Genomic DNA, 16,040 nt, shown 5'->3' on the forward strand with positions numbered 1-16,040 from the left:
ATAGAAGGCATTTTGAGCGTAACAAATTGTTTCAAGAGTTGACATAAACTTTATTTGCTAGTTATTTGTAAAATTACACAATTATTCATGGGAATAATTGACAAAACTTGTCAAGCCTGATATTATGTTGCCAAAGGATAAATGATTTTGGCCCACACCCACGCGGGCAGAGAGAGGAGCAAGCCAATGGGCAAGTAAGGCTAGTTGCACAGCCGCAGCAGAAAAGCAAAAATAGGACCCAAATTGGAGACTAAAGAACCACGCCCATGTGCCTGGAGGAATAAAATGCGTCGCATGTCTATTTGGCCCATTTTAGTTGAACTCATAATTTGTTTGACTGTACTATGTGGATGTCATGCGGAAGGAAGTGTAAGCACTCCATCACCAGATTCTTCGCGTTCTCCCTATCTCAGTGAGCTCTATCTGTTGAAGTACGATCCGGCGTTTACTATCTGCGATGTAACGGTCAATCGTGTTTTTGACTACATCTATGACGGGGGCTACCAAGGCGATGAATTTCTCGTCGTGGATTGCACAGTCGAACACATCTTTTTTCGGGCACCGTCAACATGCGGAAATGATGAATGGGTAGAACCCAATTCTACTGTTTTCCTATGGATCGACATCGCGGGATTGGATGAATCTGTCATTGAATCGCTGAGATCTTTGTCTGAAGATGTTGATTCTATGATTGTGTATGGACGAGAAATCGTTCCAACAGTATTTAAGGATAGTCCAGAGTGTATGATGTTTGTTGAGGAAGTAGGGGAAAATAATATTGGCTACACCCAAAATATTGAAGGAGAAGATGTCCTTGATATCCCTTCCAGTATAGAAATATTTGAATTAAGCACATGGCAATTACTTCCGATTATTGATGGTCAGTTTGACGCAGAGCCCATTGTAGAGATTGTATCTAGGACAGACGATGAAGTAATGGCCTTTGACATGAACTTGCTGCCGCCTGCGGGGCACCGGTACTTCAAAAATGGAGACTCCAAGGAGACAGTCTACTCTGCATTAGAACAATATGTGAACGAAGTTAAGGAGGAAAAAAACCATGACGAATAAGATCAGACGTGTTACATGCGTTATTCTTGCTCTCGTCCTGCTGCTCTCTGCAAACGCATATGCAGTTGATGATTTGGGTGAATCCACTTTTACCGGGACGATTATCGTGGATTCAGAGAGCCCTAAACTTTTGAACTTAGGCGAGATTGAAATTGAAGTATATCAGTCCACTCCTATCGAAACAGATGAATCTTACACCATATATAGTGAGGAATATGCTTTTTCAGTTTATCCAGATGAGAATGGTATCTTTACATTTGATCGTCCCTCGTCGGTCTTTTCCATTACGGTACAGGTAGATTCTCTGCCTGATGGCTATGGTATCAGCCACCATACCAGCCTGTACTCACCTGAAATCACTTCAGATATCTTTACACTATCTATTGTGGATGAAGCAGAGATAGTAGCCGACAGCTTGAAATATCCAGAGATCATGCTCTTCAATGCTGACGGCGAAGAAGTATATGCCGTCTACGAGTTTGAGCCAACTTATCAGGTGCTTCCCAGAAACGATGATATCGTTGAGATAAGCGGAACTGTAAACCTAAATGGAGATATCTCGTACAACGTATCTTCCAATGTTGATCTTCCAGAGTTAGATGCTATTGGCAAGGTCGAACTGCTCTATGATGTGGGGGCGATAGATGAAGTAGAGCGAATTGAAAAGTATATTGAGATATACGAGGATGGAACAAGCGGTTCGATTTGTTCCACCCCCATCGTAGGTGAAATTCTTGAGTTCTATGAGTCGGATGAATATCAAACTGCACCGGCATCATTAAAAATAGAAATTGAAAATTTGATTCAGACCCCTGAAGAACTTAGTGATGATGAAGACCTTGAGGCTGAATACCCGAATTCTGTCAGCAACAGCTATTTCACAGTTCATTATGACGACACCGTCACTAAGACAGTTGCACAGAATACTCTCAATTATTTATCTACACTCAGAAATAAGTCGTCAAGTTTAGGGTTTAACGCGCCGATAAATCAAAGCGGATACTCGACACTTCAGGTTTATCTTACCTCTAACACTAATAGTGAGGCGAATGGCGAAACTTATCATTCCAATGATAGTTCAAACACTTCATGGAGTTACATCAAAATTTATAATCTCAATGGTCTATCTGCACAGGATAAAGAAACGGTTGCTCATGAGTATTTTCACGCGGTCCAAAATGCATACTTTAAACAAAATGGTTGGTTTAAGGAGGCTGCGGCAGTTTGGTTCGCCGCTAAATATTCTGGTTCTATAACCAGAGCAAAGGGACAATTCGAGAAATATCTTTCTAGCCCGGAAACCACTATGCAAGATACAAAGTACGGAAACGGTGTTTTTCCGATGGCTATTGATGTGGCTTACGGAGGCTCCGCTACCATTCGGAAGATATATGAACGATTGAATTCTGTTGGGTCAAAGGATATGTCAGAAACCCAACTTGAAAACGCCATAACCTGGGCAATTCAACAGTATGACAGCTCTGGTTCTTTTGCTGAAGCATTCAAAAAATTGGGAGCTTATATCACTTTGCCCGATCACTTTTTTGCTAGTGTGATTCCTTCCAACGCAAGCTGGTCTAACGGTCACATTAACAGATATACCCCCACCACGACCGAGAAATCTATATCTGTCACACTTGAATCATTTGGCCTAAAGCCATTTGAATTGCGCCCGAACAGCAGCACGTCGCCGCAGGATTTGGAGGTTGTCATAGATTTTTCGGGAGTTAGATCCACAACAAATTCAGTAAGGTTCGTTAAGGAAACGGCCTCTGGTTCTATTATTCCGTTTGGAACTGATGCTACTGCCGTGAGGTATTCCGCCGTAATAAATCCTTTTGGAAATGCCACCTCCGCAGCGAATAATATTGTAGATTTGTATGTTGCCCCTATAAATGCCGGTAGTTATGACCGTAGAATAAATATAACTTATCAGCTGGCCGGATAACAAATATTCCTTCCGGTGCAAGCAGGAGGTTACAAGAGAATAGGTACAAAAAACATCAAGGGCGCAGAGGCTAAGCCTCTGCGCCCTTGATGTTGTCGGCCATGCGGTCTACCGCTGACCGGATACCTCCGTAATCGCACTCTACGGCGCCAATGCGGGCCAACCCTTTCAGGGAAATCTTGCGCTGATCGCCAAGCTGATCGTCGATGGTCCGGGTCAGGACGATGTAGAAGCGCCACTGATCCAGCACCATGGGATTTGCTACGCTGCGGTCCTGCTCGGAAAAAAGGCAGAACACATAGATGTCGGACCGCCGGATGGGCGGGGAACCGTCACGGCCGATGTACCGGTATCCGTCTCCGGTGTCCTCGATGTCGCAGTTGAGCGTTTTGGCGATGGAGAACACCGGCTTTGGGGGAGAGGGCCGCTCCCATGCCTGAAGGCGTGTGGAGCATTTGACCTCGATGTGAATAGTTTTGCCTTCGTGCGGATACAGAATGTCGCACTCGCCCCAGCCACGCTTCGGTTCGCTCATGTCCATGCCCAGAGCGGTGTTGACGATGAACTCGGCCAGGTCGCCCCTGGGGCCGTCTGCGATGAGCCTGGACATCGACCACGCCCAGAAATCTTTGATGGATGCCGGAAGCGGGGAGCCTTCAAACTCGAAAAGCTCGCCGCCACTCAGGACCTTGTGTTTCATATCCATGCGCTCATTCCTCCGGGCCGTTGATGATGGTGTTCAGTGCGTCGGATGCCGATTCGTTTGAGCAGATGATTTGAATGTTCAAGCCGGATTGGGACGTGACGATGATCTTGCCGTACTTCAGAACGGGATATTGCTTGTTATTGGCGTAGCGGCGGTCCGGGGAGCCGTCGTTATTGGAATAGGCCCATACCATCTTCACCACCTCGGAATCGGTAGGAGCCTGGCCGCCCTCCAGGAACCCGAAAGCGGAGATGTCAAACTTGATCTCGCTGTAATCCAAAGCGCCGAACTGCTTTTTGCCGAAGATGAGGAGCCGGTCCGGCATGACGGCCATCTGCTGATTCTGGAGCTTGAATACCACCGGAGAGATGTTCGTTTTCAGATACCAGGGGAGCTTGCCGCCGGCGGAGATCTTCATGGTATCAACTGCGTTCTTGATGCCGGCGGTCTTCCTGGAGTTTTTGCTGGTGGCGGTGAGGGTGATTTCCTGCAAGGACTGGCTGGCAGCCACGGCTCTCCAGGCAGCGGAGAACCGGTCCCACTTCACCTGCTCATCATCCTCGAACTCGTAGATGATGGATGGGCGGCCCTTGATGAAGAGGGCTGCCAGCGCCACCAGGCAGAGAACGCACACCGGAGTAGCCGCCACAGTCAGGATTGCCAGCACGATCAGTACAGTCCGCAGGAGCTTGACCCTCTTGACTTCCTTGAACAGCTCGTCGTACTCGGGGGACCGGAGTGTGTTGGCATCAGCAGAAGTCACCCTCTGAGCGCCGGTGTAGTCCGCCATCGGATCTCGCTGCTGCTGTGCAGCACCCGCCTGATGGCCTGCCGGCCGCTTCCCATGCTCCTCGACATAGCTGATTCCGGTGCCCGGTATGGACACGGTCTGCCGCGTCCGGCCATCTGCGGTTTTGGTCATCCGGTAGCCCTTGACGCCCCAGCTATACCCTATGCCGTTCTTGCTCAGATTAACCCGAAATCCCCCTCCCAGGTTGATGCTCTTTCTGTACCTCCAACCCATAAATTTGACCTCCGTTCAATATTGTGTAGTCCATAGGCTTACATACTGTATTCTAGCAGTGGCTATTATGACCGTCAATCGGATTGTAGTCTAAAAGAGCACGAAATATATACTGTTAGATTACAGTTAGGAGGTGCTATGAGTGGGTGACAAGCTACTTGGGCGGAGAATCAATGCAGCGAGGAAGGACCGAGGCATAACGAGTGAACGCCTGTCTGAGCTGTGCAACATCAATGATACTTATATGCGGCAGATAGAATCTGGGGCTAAGATACCTAGCTTGCCGGTGTTTGTGACGATCTGCAAAGAGCTACGGGTATCGCCGAGCTACCTGCTTGCCGATGTGCTGGAGGGGTCTGGCGCTACCGATTTAGATGAACTGACCGACCTGCTGAAAAATGCCACCCCGAGCCAGATCCGCATGATGACAGCCATGATTAGGGCTGCTCTGGGCGCAACCGAAGACTGAAATAATCGGAGCCACAGGAAATGACCTGGGGCTCTGTTTGTCGTATGGATACCAAATGGTACTACAAATTACCGCATAGGAAACATTTTCTGGCTCTATTGACTTAGACGCTAGGTATATTACGATAAGATTACAGGAAATCAAATGAATATCGGTAGAAACCGGTGATTTCCTGAACTTTTGAAAGGATGACAGGTATATGGTAACGCCGGATAAAATCAGAAATGATGCAGCGAAAGCAGATGCTCTCCTGGAGGCTTTTGAGCGCAGCTTCCTCCACCTTGTAGATGTAGGAGATGAAGCCCCGGATGAACGGGAGAGAGAAGTGGGGACGATGGCCTTTTACGGCCTCCGGGATATGCTCCAGAAGATCATCGTCGAACTGGAGGAACTGAGCGGCCACATGGAGGTCTGCGACGCGGTGTTTGCAGCCAATGAAGCAAAAAGGAGGGGACAAAAATGATTGAGAGAAGCGACCTCGATGACAATGCACTGGAGATCAGCAGCACAGCCCATACGATTCGGGTGCTTGTCCATGGAGATAAGACATACTTCTCTGCTGTTGACATTCTGAAAGCCTGTGGAATCAAGGCCCCGACAAAGTGGATGGAGCGGAATACGAGCGACCGGCCGGACATCGTTACGTCGAAGCTTGAGTATCCGGTCAAGACCACACAGGGATACCGGCGGGTAAAGCTGAACTTCGTGACAGGCGGCGTTGGAAAGCGACTGGTGAAGTACACGACATGCCCAGAAGAGACAAAGAAATGGCTCCTGGAAGAAGTGCTTACATATCGTGCCACCAAGGCAGGCCGAGCATCGCAAGAAGATGAGTCTATTGCTGAAAAGAAGAAAGCCCCTGCCCAAAAGAAGGAGGACATCAGCAGGAGAATCGACAGCATCCTGCTTGAGCTTCTTGAAATTAAGCGGTCTCTGGCGGCGGGCGCGAGCAGTCTTTAATATCGAAAACGTGTATATAGGAAAATATTTTATAAAATCATTGAAAACATATTGACACCGCAGGTGGGTCTGTTAAGATAAGATTGTAGAAAATCCAAACTACCTGAAGGAGTTGAAGAAGATGTTCGCAGTAGTAGCTGTTTACCCGTCAGGACACCTGGTTCTGGTCGGATTTGGCAGAACCGTAGATGACGTAAACGCTCTGATTGAAGAGTGCATCGCCCACAACGGTAAAGAGAAGCTGATGGAAATGGGGGTTCGGTTCAATGTCGAGCTTGCTGGATAAAAGGAAGAGTGGACCTGAACCTGCGGAAGTGTTCACCCAGAAGACCTATGCAAGAGTTTACAACTAGAGGACCGGGAAATCCGTCGAAATCGGAGGAACCGAGGAGCAGGTCGAAAAGGATCTGAAAGACATGAAGCGGAAAGGGATCATCGACGAGGACTGCGAGATCAGCAGGTACAAAGTCGATATTCCCATCCGGCCCTAACGAAAAGGAGGATAAAGATGATTGTTTGGAGAGCGTACTCCAACGACGATGTTGAGTTGTCTGATCGTAAAGGTTGCAAAACAAAGAAAGCGGCCATCGACCTCTGCAAGAAGGACCGGGAATATGTGATGGAGGAGTCCAGCGATGGCTCGGATCTTGGCTTCACACCACATTGAGAAGGTCCGGGAGACACCAACTCTGATTGAGGTGCTGGATGAAATCCAGTTGAACTTCGTATGACCTTGCAAAATCCCGGAAAAAGGCCGGGAACGGAGGAACAGGGAGTGGGTGGTATAATTTCATACCCAAAGATACCGGGCCTTCTGCGGCCTGCTAGAGGCTTACTATGCTTGTTTATTACCAGATGGTAAAAGAAGGTGATGTTATGGAAAATCCAAAGTTTGAACAGAGGATGGCTCTGTTTGCTAGAAAGCACGGTCTGCATTTGACTTGGCAGGACGTTAAGTTCGGATACCGGCGGGCACGGTTCATCTGCGAAAGCCGTGAGGAGATGACGGCCATCCTGAATCTGCTCTGGCACACCCGGGGGATCTGGACCGACTACTGGTGTTGCTTTGAGGGAGAGTTCGAGGGGTACGTCTATGCCATGGATCGGAAAGACCGGGAAGGATTTGAGCGGGAACAGGAGAAAGAATGGAAGCGGCTTGAGGACTGGTGGCTGCGCTATCACCTGGCCGATGCGGAGACCCGACGGCTGATGGCCTGTGGGGAGATTGAATAAGAGGGGTTTATGGTAAATCACTATAAGAGAGATATTCGGCGCATAGAAGCGGAGAATATGATGCTCGAAGTTGCAGAAATCATCTACGAAAACCGAGCATTGAGGATGGAAAACTGCGATCTCCGGCTCCGCCTTGCAGCAAGCGAGGCACTTGTTTCCAGTTTTACAGGACACGATAAAGGAGAGTACGAATTTCTGAGCGGAATCATAAGAAAAAATGATACGGTAGATCTGTGCAGAAGTGCCGGCTGTGGAACCAACATTGACAGGATTGAAAATTGGGAAGAGGAACTGGAAAAGTTCCGGGAGGGAAGAAAGGAGGAGGCACCATGATCGTTCTAAAAAGCGGACACCATGTAGACGCCGTCACCGTCATCGAAGATGCGGGGTTCGTGGATATTACGCCGGATGTAAGCACGGCGACTCATAAGTTTTTCGAGAAGGACGGAAAGCTGTTCATGTTCAACGGCTGGAACCGCCTGGATGAAAAGAGAAACTGGAAGGATGTCGAGTTGGTGCAGGTGAGACCCGTTCCGGCTGACCCGGCGGATCTGGAGTGGTGGAGGGGGAGATGGGGATGATGACAGCGTGACCGGTTATGAACAGGCCATGCGCCACGCAAGGAACCACCGGAAAGACCGGTTTTACCAGCAGTGCAGCTGCTACTTCGGAGATGGGGAGCCAGACGGTTTCGAGGTGCCTAAAGATATATTTTCTGATCTCTCCACCAAAAGCATGGAGAAGATCCTGGAGGCTGTGAAGGAGTTCCCGGTTTACCTGCACCAGAAGAAGACGGGGGAGTGTGAGCTGGTGCCGAAGAACCACCTGTTTGGGCAGGAGATTGGCTCCACGAAAGAACTTGCTCAGTTCGCCTCTGACTATGCTTGAATAGCAAGATAAACGGTTCCGAATATTTTTGAAAACTTTTGCCCGGTCTATTGACTTAGGTGGTCGGTGTCGTAAAGTAAAGATATAGTTAGATTACCGTTTGGTATCAAAAAGAGGTGTCTCGGAAATGCTGTTCGATTTGATAATGGACCTGCTGACCGCCGGAGACCAGGGGGAAAAGGAGCGGGCATACCGCCGGTTTGAGCGGATGGGTATTGACCAGATGTGCGCCGATAATATGGCCGCAGAATTCTACAAGCCCGAGGGAGGTGAGGTTCATGCCGAAGTTAATGGATGTGCTCATTGATGCCGCTGAATTGCTGGACTGGTCCGTACATATCTACGACGACTGCATCGAGTTTGAAAAGTACAGCCCGGCGGGGGAGGACTTCATCTTCACCATCACGGGAAACGATGAAGCCCGTGTGGCAGAGCAGGTTCGGGAATACGCATACGATTTCGACCCCGACGAGCACGCTGAGATGTGGGTGGAAAGCAGAGGGAAAAGGGGAGTGCCGGATAGTATCCGCACCCTCATTGATGATGCGGACGCCATCAAGGAAATGGCGTTCGAGCTGGCCGATGCTCTGCGAAAGGCAGAGGAGGAATACCAGAAGGAGGTGGCAGGATGATTCTGGAAGCGGTTGTCTGCCCGGATTGCGGAGAACTCACTGTTCGGAATATCCAGATCGACGAGTTTGGCACTCCGGTCTGGGCCTGCCAAAAGTGCGGTGTAGTCCATGAGGACCGGAGCTGGTATCGGTGTATTAGCCAGAAGGAGGCAGAGGACATCATCAACACCCGGGAGCCGAGGGGACTGTTTCTGCTCGATACCGGAATTGAAGTCGTCGGAATCGACAATGAAACCGGCCACGCTTGGACGGAGGAGTTTCCTGGCAGGATGGAGTGTATGGAGTGGCTTATCGGAGATAGGGAGGCGAGCCAATGAACGAAGATAAGAAGCAGAAGTTCGAGGTGTATCTGCTCGACGTGTTTCTGGATGAAAGCGGCTGGCAGGAAAATGAGCGGTTCTACTTGGGAACGCTGGAGGTCGAGCCTGCCGTGGGTGCGGATCTCGACGATGTAGATATTCTGGCGGCCATGAAGAACTTCAGATACCGGGATTACACCGGGCGCCAGATCAGCGCCCTGGTCACCACAGACCGCCGGACGGTCTATGCTGAGGACTATTACGGAGACGGGTCCTGGTGGGAGATCGGAGCCGTGAAGAACCGGGTCCCCGTGTATGGCCTGAAATTGAGAGGTGATGCGGCATGACAAAAGCGGAACTGCGGGACCATTTGAAGGCCGGCTACTCCATGGATGATGCCTTCGACTTCGTCCCCGGGCAGGATTGCGATATTTTCAAGGCGGATCAGTTCAGAGCCGGGGATGAAATCATCTATATCCCGGACGTGTATCTGAACATGATTCCGCGAAGCACCTGCATCACTGATGATGAAACTATTGACGAAGTGGTCGGAAACTGCTACACCGGCAACGACTTCATCGAGGAATGTAACGGAAGTCTTGAATTGGCCGAGCGCCTGTTCTGGTACTGCGACTGGCAGCACCCGTCCTCAGCAGTGGACGAAGTAATTGACGACGATTGATTGGAGGGATAGAAATGCTTGCACTGAAAAAGGCCAAGCCGGCTTCTCTCAACCTGTACGATGATGATACGGTGAAGTGGGAGAACGAGGGCAAGTGCTACTGCCTACACATCCAGCAGGACGAAATGCCGATGAACCCACGAGCGGATATGGACAATGTAACGATCATGGCCTGCTGGCACCGGCGGTATCGTCTTGGTGACAAGATCGAGGATGATGAGCCGGAGGACTTCTGGCGGCGGCTTGTGCGTGAAAACGTGCCGGAAGAGGAGGTGTTCAAGGCGGCCAGAGACGGAAAGCTCCAAGGCATTCGCCTGAAATGGAAGGCCAAAGGGATCTATGACATCTACGAAACCTGCTACTGGAGGACGGCGGTTGGGAGCACTGAGCCGAAGGAGACTCTGGAGTATGAGGATGTTGCGAAGGACAGCGTGGTCTATCACCTGATGGATGACCTGAATGTGGGCCATTGCATGACCCTCATGGAGCCGTATGCGGAGTGGATGCCACTTTGGCTGTATGACCCCACTCGGGGATCACGATGTCCTGCGGCGCCCGTGTCGGGCAGTACGCTGATCGCTGGGATTCTGGGTGTGTGGGATGGATCATCGCTCTGAAAGAAACCGTTATGCGAGAGATGGCCGAATACGTTCTTGACAAAAACGGGGAGCGTATTCGTATTGAGCACAAGCATGAGGGAGCACCGTCCACCTGGAGCTACCTCACCCGGGCCTTGACCGATAAGACCTGGAGGGGTCGTGCTGTCGAGGCTATGAAGGGTGATGTGGAGCTGTACGATAAGATGCTCACCGGAGACGTGTACAGATACACACTCTATGAAAGAGAACCCGGGGACGATGAAGACGACTGGAATCAGCTTGATTCCTGCTGGGGGTTCTTCGGCAGCGATATTGAGGAGAGCGGCATCCTTTACGAAATCGGATATGGATTTCAGGAGGCGGTGGCAACCGGCGCATACGAAACAGGCCACGCCGAACTCCGGCAGATTTCCTATTACAAGTTTTGATGGAGGAAATTATGAGCGAAGAGTACACGGTCACTGAATGGTGCCCACACTGCGAAAGCGAGATTGAGATGACCTGGAACGTCGAGGACAGGGGTTATAAGTCATTTTGCCCGGCCTGTGGAAACCGGCTCATGCTCTGCGATGAGTGCCAACACGCAGATGATGCGCTACCCTGTGACTATGACCGGGAGACTGATAGTTGCCGCTTCAATCAGAAGAGAAAGAGAGCGTGATGAAATTGGTAGCTAGGATTGAGGTCAACATCCGAAAGGAAGATGTGGATTCTATCCTGTTCAGCGCCTTCAACGCTGGCGGGATCTCGCTCTGGGCCGATAAGATCTGGGCCAGCGGCGGAAAGCTCGGTGAAAGGGTATGCGAGCAGGTCGGCCTTGGCGGGAGGGTGCTGATCCACGACCGGATCGGCGGAGAAACGTACAGCCTTACGCCGGAAAAATTTGAAAAGGGAGTCCGGCTCTATCTGGAGGAGGGCTGCCACGTTCGGGTAGAGGACGGGCATCTTGTCCCAGAGGATGTCACCATGATTGATGCGGACTGCATCGTTCAGTTTGCTCTATTTGGGGAAGTCCGGCATTCCTGATGACTGGGGCCGGACCAGATAGGAGCGTTTCCAGCGGCCCGCAGCAACCTACCACCCATTTGGAATTCGTCAAAAAGCATAGGTGGCCCACTCATTTAGAAAAATAAACGAAAACGTGTATTTCTCTATTGACCACGGCGGTAGGCATTGTAAGATAAGATTGTAGATCAAAACACCACCATAGAAGATAGATAGGAGGTCAACACAGTGAAGAAGGCGGTATGGATGCGCCTGGGCGTTACCGTAATGTTATCCGAAAGAGAGATTACGGAAATCGAGAAGGGCGGCCCGGCCGGAAAAGGCATGATTCAGGATCTGTTCAACATCGGGAAATTCAGTCTGGACGGAGAAACCTATATCCCCGGCTGTCCGGCGGGCGACCGGGAGTGGCCCATCGAGGAAGACGTGGAATACACGTTCTGAAGGGAGGAATCGCCATGAAATATCTCAAGAGAGACGGAAGCGTACACGACAGCCTTCCGCAACTGGATGAATATGTGGAGGACGACCAGGAAGCTGTCGTAGAAGCGGTATTCTCCGTTCAACTGCTCGACGAAAATCTTGATGTTGTCGGAGTTGAAACGCTCCACAGCACCAACTATCCAAAGGAAACGACGATTAAGTGGTGTTTGCTGAAGAACAGAAGCCGTGGGGCTGTGTACGCATCTGTCAGGAAGCTGTACGAGCTCCAGTATTGAGGAGGATGAAACATGGAAAAGAAGAAGTTTCCCGTGAAGGCGGAAATCAACGTCGATCTGACCCAGCAGGATATCGACGACATCATGGTAGCGGCCCTTGAAGGCGGAATTGACTACTGGTGCTTCAAAGCGGAGGTCATCGGGGACTATTTGGGGGAGTACGCCAGCGAGCAGATCAGCCGGGGCGGGATGCTGAAGCTCTACGACATGGAAAGCGGGGAGAAGTATTGGCTCGACCTGGAAAAGTTCCTGAAGGGCTTTCAGCTCTGGATTGAGAACGGCGGAGACCAATATGGCGCTGTCCAAGGCTCCGAGGTTGACTGCTGCAACATCGACGCCGGGTGCGCCGATGCCATCATCCAGTATGCGATATTCGGGGAGCTGGTGTACGGTTGAGCGGCCAGATCAAGAGCAAGAAACGGGTCAGAGACCATGGAGAGGTGTTCACCGCAGAACGGGAGGTCAAGGCAATGTGCGACCTGATACCGAAGTGGACCGGGAATGTCCTTGAACCCGCTTGCGGGAATGGGAACTTCCTGGTTGAAATCGCAAGGCGGAAGCACGCTGCCGGTATGACACCGGACGAGGCCGCCAGCACGATATTCGGTATTGACATCCTCCAGGACAATGTTGTTGAGGCCAGAGCGAGGCTCTTGGAAGTCCTGCCAGGAACGGAGGAGATTTTGAAGCGGAATATCGTTTACGGGGACTTTTTGAAGCCGAAAGGAATTTGGTTTATGGAGGAGGCTCTGAAAAACCTATGAAGAACCTACGAGAATTAGATGAATACCGGGTAAAACATCCGATATGGCCCCAGACTGATAAATCCGGGGCGTTCAAGGTCTATGTCAATGGCCGCTCGTTCCATGTGCTCGCCAGCGTTGACCAAATCGGAGATGGAGTAGCGTGGGAGCATGTCAGTGTGACACCGAAGAATCAGAAGTGGTGCCCCACCTGGGAGGAGATGTCCGCAATTAAGGACTTGTTCTTTTTCCCGGATGAAGAGGCGGTGGAATTCCACCCGAAACATAGCGAATATGTAAATCAACACGAATTCTGTCTGCACATCTGGAGACCGGCAGATGGAAAGTTGTTGAGGTCACCAGAAGATAGCCGGAGCGGAATGGAAACGACCCGCGACCGAGACGCCGCACTTGAAGAAATATGGAAAGAGTTTGGGGATGTGCCAATGGACCCCGAGACTGAGTGCATTGAGGAGCCGTTCTTGGGCTTCCCCGCCGGGACAAACCGGGAGGAATTGTGGCACTGGTTCGACAAGCGCCACAGCAAAGGGGTAGCCTACCTGCTGTACCGGGACGGCATCGACCGCACTGACCAGTTCAGTAAGCTGGTGTACCTGAAAAACCTCTGCATCGAGTGCGAATCGACCTCCTGCCAGTTCAATCACGGCGGGGAGTGCCGGTTTGCCCTGGTACACGAGAGAAAGCCCCGCATCAACACACCGACGGGTGTATCGACTATGACTACCAGGAGGGTGATTGAATGAGCTACATAGGTGGCGGGATGTACTACGCTGAACCCTGCCCACTTTGCGGAGAAACACTCTGGAATGGCCGGTGCGAGAACCCTGACTGCTACTACCACTGGTACCCGAAGGAGGATGATGAAGACAAGGAGGACGATAGCGATGGAGAATAAACCGAAAATGCCGTTTTCTATGAAAATGACCCTTGCAATTCTATCTGGAGACCGCCAAGCGGTTGACCGAATTGCGGCTGAGTGCATTGGAGAGATGGTGACGAAATTCCTGGATGTGGCACATGGGTATGACTACACAGACTTGCCGTTTGTAGTAGCCGCCATGAGGACCGCAGCAAATTCGATTTACATGGTCTTGGACGACCATGGGAAGAGCCTTGCTGACACTATCCACAACCGAACGCATTGCATCGGCATCAACATGGATGAGCTGAGAAAGCAGATGAAGGAGGAAGAAGAAAATGAAACGGTGGACGATAAAAGAGCTGAGTGAGACCACGGATCTGAAGTTTGCGGCCTGCATCCTGAGCGAGCGGCGGGCACCGCTTAATCCATATTCCCCCTTGGCCCAGAAGTTGGGGGACTCCAAGAATATGCTGCTGCGGATGGACGGATACCTGACCGGGTGGGGAACCGGAGCCTCGCTCCCGCCGCAGAAGGTCGTCGAGATTCTGTACCGGGACGGGTATCACTCGGCGGCTCGACTGATTGAGGATCTGACCGCTGACCTTGGAGCGACAGACCGGGAGCACGAGCTGCTGAACTCCTGCTTCACCTATCTCACCAATGAACTGCCGAAGCCGACGCTGCGCCGTGCTTTACGCAAGGAAATCGGCCTTACAGAGCAGGAAATCAAAAAATACCAGATGGAGTGGGTGCTGGAGGACCATTACGATGGGGAAGCGGAAGTTTAAGCCGGGAGGCAAAATCGTATCTCTCGATGAGGTGGCCCGCCAGGAGCACATCTACTTCTACGGAAAGATATACCACTGCGGATGGTTTGGATCTTGGAGATTTTGGTGGGTAGCACAACAGATTCAGAGAGGGGCTTTCAGATACGCAATTAGGGAGGGTGAGCAGAATGAAAAGGTCTGATGCAGTAAAAATCATCCATGAGATCCTGGAAAAAGATACATACGGTTTCCGTGACAGCATGACCGATGAGCAGATTGAGGCGATCTGGATGGCCCTGAGCGCCCTGGATTCACCGGAGTGCATGATTTGTGGCAGTTGTCAGCGTTTTGTTGACGAGGATACAGAGGGTGATGGCTGGTGCGAGGAGCACGACCGGTCGGCCAACTGCAAGGATTCGGTGTGCGGGTATTATGAGTGAGGTGATTTAATGGGCAGCAAGCGATTATCCTTCACAGTAACTGGAGCATTTGTGACCAAGACCGCAAGGGAATGGTTTTGGGACGAGCACAAGCCATGGGAGAAAGTCGAAGAATTCCTTCTGGCCTGTATGTGCGGGACGGATAAGGGCCGGGAAGAACTTGTCTCGCTTGCCCGGGATGTAGTGCTTGGAAGGGCAAAATTCACCGGGGACACTGCCGACGGGAGCTACTGTATGGTAGCGGATGACGGGGAGTATGCAATCGTGGCGGCCGAAAGCCTGATGAAGAGGCTGGAGGTCGAGAAGGCAGGGAGACGGAGTCTGGAGACCCAGATGGAGAACCTGATGGACCGGATCATCGACGAAGACTGCGAGTGGCTACTTGAGGATCGGCGGCCGCAGGAGATGGACATGAACCCGCGTCTCAAGAGCTTCCTGGAGCAGCGGGAGATCGAAGATAAGCACGACGACAATTATGGCTGGCTGGAGCCGAACGGGACGTTCCACCCGGTAGAATTTGCGGAGCACCAGGGATGGGCGCACCGGTACATCACAGAGGAACGCCCGGATTGGGCCGAGGATTTCCAATCCTGGAGCAAGACCGTCCTATTTGACGGCGCTGGAGACTTCCTGGCGAGCAAGGGGTGGGTGCTTCTGCATAACCCAGGCATGGGTGTGGCCTTCATAACCCCGGAGGAGGGCGTGAGGCTCACGAAGGCACAGAAAGAGTTCCTGTTTGGCTATTTCACCGACCGGGGCAAGGATGACCTCGCCCGGAAGTATTTGGAGGATGATTGATATGCCGATGGTAAAAGGGGTAATGTGCGACCGCTGCGGCCAGAAAAGGCTGTGGATCTGGAGCAAAGGGAAGAGGAGCGACATGGAAAAGAGTCTCCGGGCCGCTGGATGGAGGCTTGGGAAGAAATCCCTTTGCCCTGCTTGCATAAAGGAAACGACGCCGGGGGAAAAACA

General features: G+C 51.3%; 33 protein-coding genes. 31 read left to right on the forward strand and 2 right to left on the reverse strand.

Annotated features, from left to right (window positions below; all coding sequences use genetic code 11):
- Positions 1–426 precede the first annotated feature (426 nt).
- Together NE584_RS00950 and NE584_RS00955 are read left to right on the forward strand one after the other, a co-directional pair.
- Positions 427–1,071 (forward strand): hypothetical protein, encoded by a 645-nt coding sequence (locus NE584_RS00950; protein ID WP_256181387.1) that lies wholly within the window; start codon positions 427–429, stop codon positions 1,069–1,071.
- Positions 1,061–3,019 carry a hypothetical protein gene (locus NE584_RS00955; RefSeq protein WP_256181388.1) on the forward strand — a complete coding sequence of 653 codons (1,959 nt, stop codon included), beginning with the start codon at positions 1,061–1,063 and terminating at the stop codon, positions 3,017–3,019. The genes NE584_RS00950 and NE584_RS00955 overlap by 11 nt, the downstream gene beginning before the upstream one ends.
- Positions 3,020–3,089: 70 nt before the next feature.
- On the opposite strand, the gene NE584_RS00960 is transcribed toward NE584_RS00955, so the two are convergent.
- On the reverse strand, positions 3,090–3,725 hold the full coding sequence (locus NE584_RS00960) for a hypothetical protein (protein ID WP_256181389.1): 636 nt from the start codon (positions 3,723–3,725) through the stop codon (positions 3,090–3,092).
- 4 nt (positions 3,726–3,729) lie between these two features.
- The gene (locus NE584_RS00965; RefSeq protein WP_256181390.1) at positions 3,730–4,749 is read right to left on the reverse strand and encodes a DUF4236 domain-containing protein; all 1,020 of its coding nucleotides are present in this window, start codon (positions 4,747–4,749) and stop codon (positions 3,730–3,732) included.
- Positions 4,750–4,891: 142 nt separating this feature from the next.
- Between NE584_RS00965 and NE584_RS00970 the strand changes: the two genes are divergently transcribed.
- The 29 genes from NE584_RS00970 (at position 4,892) to NE584_RS01110 (ending at position 15,866) form a co-directional block, all read left to right on the forward strand.
- Entirely contained in the window at positions 4,892–5,218 is a 327-nt protein-coding gene (locus NE584_RS00970; protein WP_256181391.1) for a helix-turn-helix domain-containing protein, read from the forward strand.
- A gap of 199 nt (positions 5,219–5,417) precedes the next feature.
- Positions 5,418–5,681, forward strand: coding sequence for a hypothetical protein (locus NE584_RS00975; RefSeq protein ID WP_256181392.1), 264 nt, complete (start codon positions 5,418–5,420; stop codon positions 5,679–5,681).
- Positions 5,678–6,178 (forward strand): hypothetical protein, encoded by a 501-nt coding sequence (locus tag NE584_RS00980; RefSeq protein ID WP_256181393.1) that lies wholly within the window; start codon positions 5,678–5,680, stop codon positions 6,176–6,178. The genes NE584_RS00975 and NE584_RS00980 overlap by 4 nt, the downstream gene beginning before the upstream one ends.
- 121 nt (positions 6,179–6,299) lie before the next feature.
- On the forward strand, positions 6,300–6,464 hold the full coding sequence (locus tag NE584_RS00985; RefSeq protein WP_256181395.1) for a hypothetical protein: 165 nt from the start codon (positions 6,300–6,302) through the stop codon (positions 6,462–6,464).
- A gap of 222 nt (positions 6,465–6,686) precedes the next feature.
- Positions 6,687–6,845 carry a hypothetical protein gene (locus NE584_RS00990; protein WP_256181396.1) on the forward strand — a complete coding sequence of 53 codons (159 nt, stop codon included), beginning with the start codon at positions 6,687–6,689 and terminating at the stop codon, positions 6,843–6,845.
- A 209-nt stretch (positions 6,846–7,054) separates the two neighbouring features.
- Positions 7,055–7,411 (forward strand): hypothetical protein, encoded by a 357-nt coding sequence (locus tag NE584_RS00995; protein ID WP_256181397.1) that lies wholly within the window; start codon positions 7,055–7,057, stop codon positions 7,409–7,411.
- Between the two features lie 9 nt (positions 7,412–7,420).
- The gene (locus NE584_RS01000; protein WP_256181398.1) at positions 7,421–7,744 is read left to right on the forward strand and encodes a hypothetical protein; all 324 of its coding nucleotides are present in this window, start codon (positions 7,421–7,423) and stop codon (positions 7,742–7,744) included.
- The gene (locus NE584_RS01005; protein ID WP_256181399.1) at positions 7,741–7,992 is read left to right on the forward strand and encodes a hypothetical protein; all 252 of its coding nucleotides are present in this window, start codon (positions 7,741–7,743) and stop codon (positions 7,990–7,992) included. Before NE584_RS01000 ends, NE584_RS01005 begins: the two co-directional genes overlap by 4 nt.
- A 7-nt stretch (positions 7,993–7,999) precedes the next feature.
- Positions 8,000–8,299 carry a hypothetical protein gene (locus NE584_RS01010; RefSeq protein ID WP_256181400.1) on the forward strand — a complete coding sequence of 100 codons (300 nt, stop codon included), beginning with the start codon at positions 8,000–8,002 and terminating at the stop codon, positions 8,297–8,299.
- Positions 8,300–8,426: 127 nt separating this feature from the next.
- Entirely contained in the window at positions 8,427–8,606 is a 180-nt protein-coding gene (locus NE584_RS01015) for a hypothetical protein (protein WP_256181401.1), read from the forward strand.
- Positions 8,578–8,931 (forward strand): hypothetical protein, encoded by a 354-nt coding sequence (locus NE584_RS01020; protein WP_256181402.1) that lies wholly within the window; start codon positions 8,578–8,580, stop codon positions 8,929–8,931. The genes NE584_RS01015 and NE584_RS01020 overlap by 29 nt, the downstream gene beginning before the upstream one ends.
- Entirely contained in the window at positions 8,928–9,248 is a 321-nt protein-coding gene (locus tag NE584_RS01025) for a hypothetical protein (RefSeq protein ID WP_256181403.1), read from the forward strand. The genes NE584_RS01020 and NE584_RS01025 overlap by 4 nt, the downstream gene beginning before the upstream one ends.
- Positions 9,245–9,577 carry a hypothetical protein gene (locus tag NE584_RS01030; RefSeq protein ID WP_256181404.1) on the forward strand — a complete coding sequence of 111 codons (333 nt, stop codon included), beginning with the start codon at positions 9,245–9,247 and terminating at the stop codon, positions 9,575–9,577. Before NE584_RS01025 ends, NE584_RS01030 begins: the two co-directional genes overlap by 4 nt.
- Positions 9,574–9,912: a hypothetical protein gene (locus NE584_RS01035; protein ID WP_256181405.1), complete on the forward strand. Its 339-nt coding sequence runs from the start codon at positions 9,574–9,576 to the stop codon at positions 9,910–9,912. The genes NE584_RS01030 and NE584_RS01035 overlap by 4 nt, the downstream gene beginning before the upstream one ends.
- Positions 9,913–9,926: 14 nt before the next feature.
- Positions 9,927–10,529 (forward strand): hypothetical protein, encoded by a 603-nt coding sequence (locus NE584_RS01040; RefSeq protein WP_256181406.1) that lies wholly within the window; start codon positions 9,927–9,929, stop codon positions 10,527–10,529.
- Positions 10,508–10,939: a hypothetical protein gene (locus tag NE584_RS01045; protein WP_256181407.1), complete on the forward strand. Its 432-nt coding sequence runs from the start codon at positions 10,508–10,510 to the stop codon at positions 10,937–10,939. The genes NE584_RS01040 and NE584_RS01045 overlap by 22 nt, the downstream gene beginning before the upstream one ends.
- Before the next feature lie 11 nt (positions 10,940–10,950).
- Entirely contained in the window at positions 10,951–11,172 is a 222-nt protein-coding gene (locus NE584_RS01050; protein WP_256181408.1) for a hypothetical protein, read from the forward strand.
- Positions 11,169–11,537 (forward strand): hypothetical protein, encoded by a 369-nt coding sequence (locus tag NE584_RS01055; protein WP_256181409.1) that lies wholly within the window; start codon positions 11,169–11,171, stop codon positions 11,535–11,537. Before NE584_RS01050 ends, NE584_RS01055 begins: the two co-directional genes overlap by 4 nt.
- Before the next feature lie 207 nt (positions 11,538–11,744).
- Positions 11,745–11,960 carry a hypothetical protein gene (locus tag NE584_RS01060; protein WP_256181410.1) on the forward strand — a complete coding sequence of 72 codons (216 nt, stop codon included), beginning with the start codon at positions 11,745–11,747 and terminating at the stop codon, positions 11,958–11,960.
- Positions 11,961–11,974: 14 nt separating this feature from the next.
- Positions 11,975–12,235, forward strand: coding sequence for a hypothetical protein (locus tag NE584_RS01065; RefSeq protein WP_256181411.1), 261 nt, complete (start codon positions 11,975–11,977; stop codon positions 12,233–12,235).
- 12 nt (positions 12,236–12,247) lie between these two features.
- Positions 12,248–12,631 (forward strand): hypothetical protein, encoded by a 384-nt coding sequence (locus tag NE584_RS01070; RefSeq protein WP_256181413.1) that lies wholly within the window; start codon positions 12,248–12,250, stop codon positions 12,629–12,631.
- Positions 12,628–12,999 (forward strand): class I SAM-dependent methyltransferase, encoded by a 372-nt coding sequence (locus tag NE584_RS01075; RefSeq protein WP_256181414.1) that lies wholly within the window; start codon positions 12,628–12,630, stop codon positions 12,997–12,999. The genes NE584_RS01070 and NE584_RS01075 overlap by 4 nt, the downstream gene beginning before the upstream one ends.
- 425 nt (positions 13,000–13,424) lie before the next feature.
- The gene (locus NE584_RS01080) at positions 13,425–13,742 is read left to right on the forward strand and encodes a hypothetical protein (protein WP_256181415.1); all 318 of its coding nucleotides are present in this window, start codon (positions 13,425–13,427) and stop codon (positions 13,740–13,742) included.
- The gene (locus NE584_RS01085) at positions 13,739–13,894 is read left to right on the forward strand and encodes a hypothetical protein (protein ID WP_256181416.1); all 156 of its coding nucleotides are present in this window, start codon (positions 13,739–13,741) and stop codon (positions 13,892–13,894) included. The genes NE584_RS01080 and NE584_RS01085 overlap by 4 nt, the downstream gene beginning before the upstream one ends.
- Entirely contained in the window at positions 13,884–14,228 is a 345-nt protein-coding gene (locus tag NE584_RS01090; protein WP_256181417.1) for a hypothetical protein, read from the forward strand. The genes NE584_RS01085 and NE584_RS01090 overlap by 11 nt, the downstream gene beginning before the upstream one ends.
- Positions 14,197–14,649, forward strand: a complete 453-nt coding sequence (locus tag NE584_RS01095; RefSeq protein ID WP_256181418.1) for a hypothetical protein — start codon at positions 14,197–14,199, stop codon at positions 14,647–14,649. The genes NE584_RS01090 and NE584_RS01095 overlap by 32 nt, the downstream gene beginning before the upstream one ends.
- Complete coding sequence (locus NE584_RS01100; protein ID WP_256181419.1) at positions 14,630–14,830, forward strand: hypothetical protein; 201 nt, start codon at positions 14,630–14,632, stop codon at positions 14,828–14,830. Before NE584_RS01095 ends, NE584_RS01100 begins: the two co-directional genes overlap by 20 nt.
- Positions 14,817–15,068, forward strand: coding sequence for a hypothetical protein (locus NE584_RS01105; RefSeq protein WP_256181420.1), 252 nt, complete (start codon positions 14,817–14,819; stop codon positions 15,066–15,068). Before NE584_RS01100 ends, NE584_RS01105 begins: the two co-directional genes overlap by 14 nt.
- A gap of 9 nt (positions 15,069–15,077) precedes the next feature.
- Positions 15,078–15,866, forward strand: coding sequence for a hypothetical protein (locus tag NE584_RS01110; protein ID WP_256181421.1), 789 nt, complete (start codon positions 15,078–15,080; stop codon positions 15,864–15,866).
- Positions 15,867–16,040 lie beyond the last annotated feature (174 nt).

Source organism: Clostridium sp. DFI.5.61, assembly GCF_024462915.1.
GTDB classification, from domain to species: domain Bacteria; phylum Bacillota; class Clostridia; order Oscillospirales; family Oscillospiraceae; genus Lawsonibacter; species Lawsonibacter asaccharolyticus.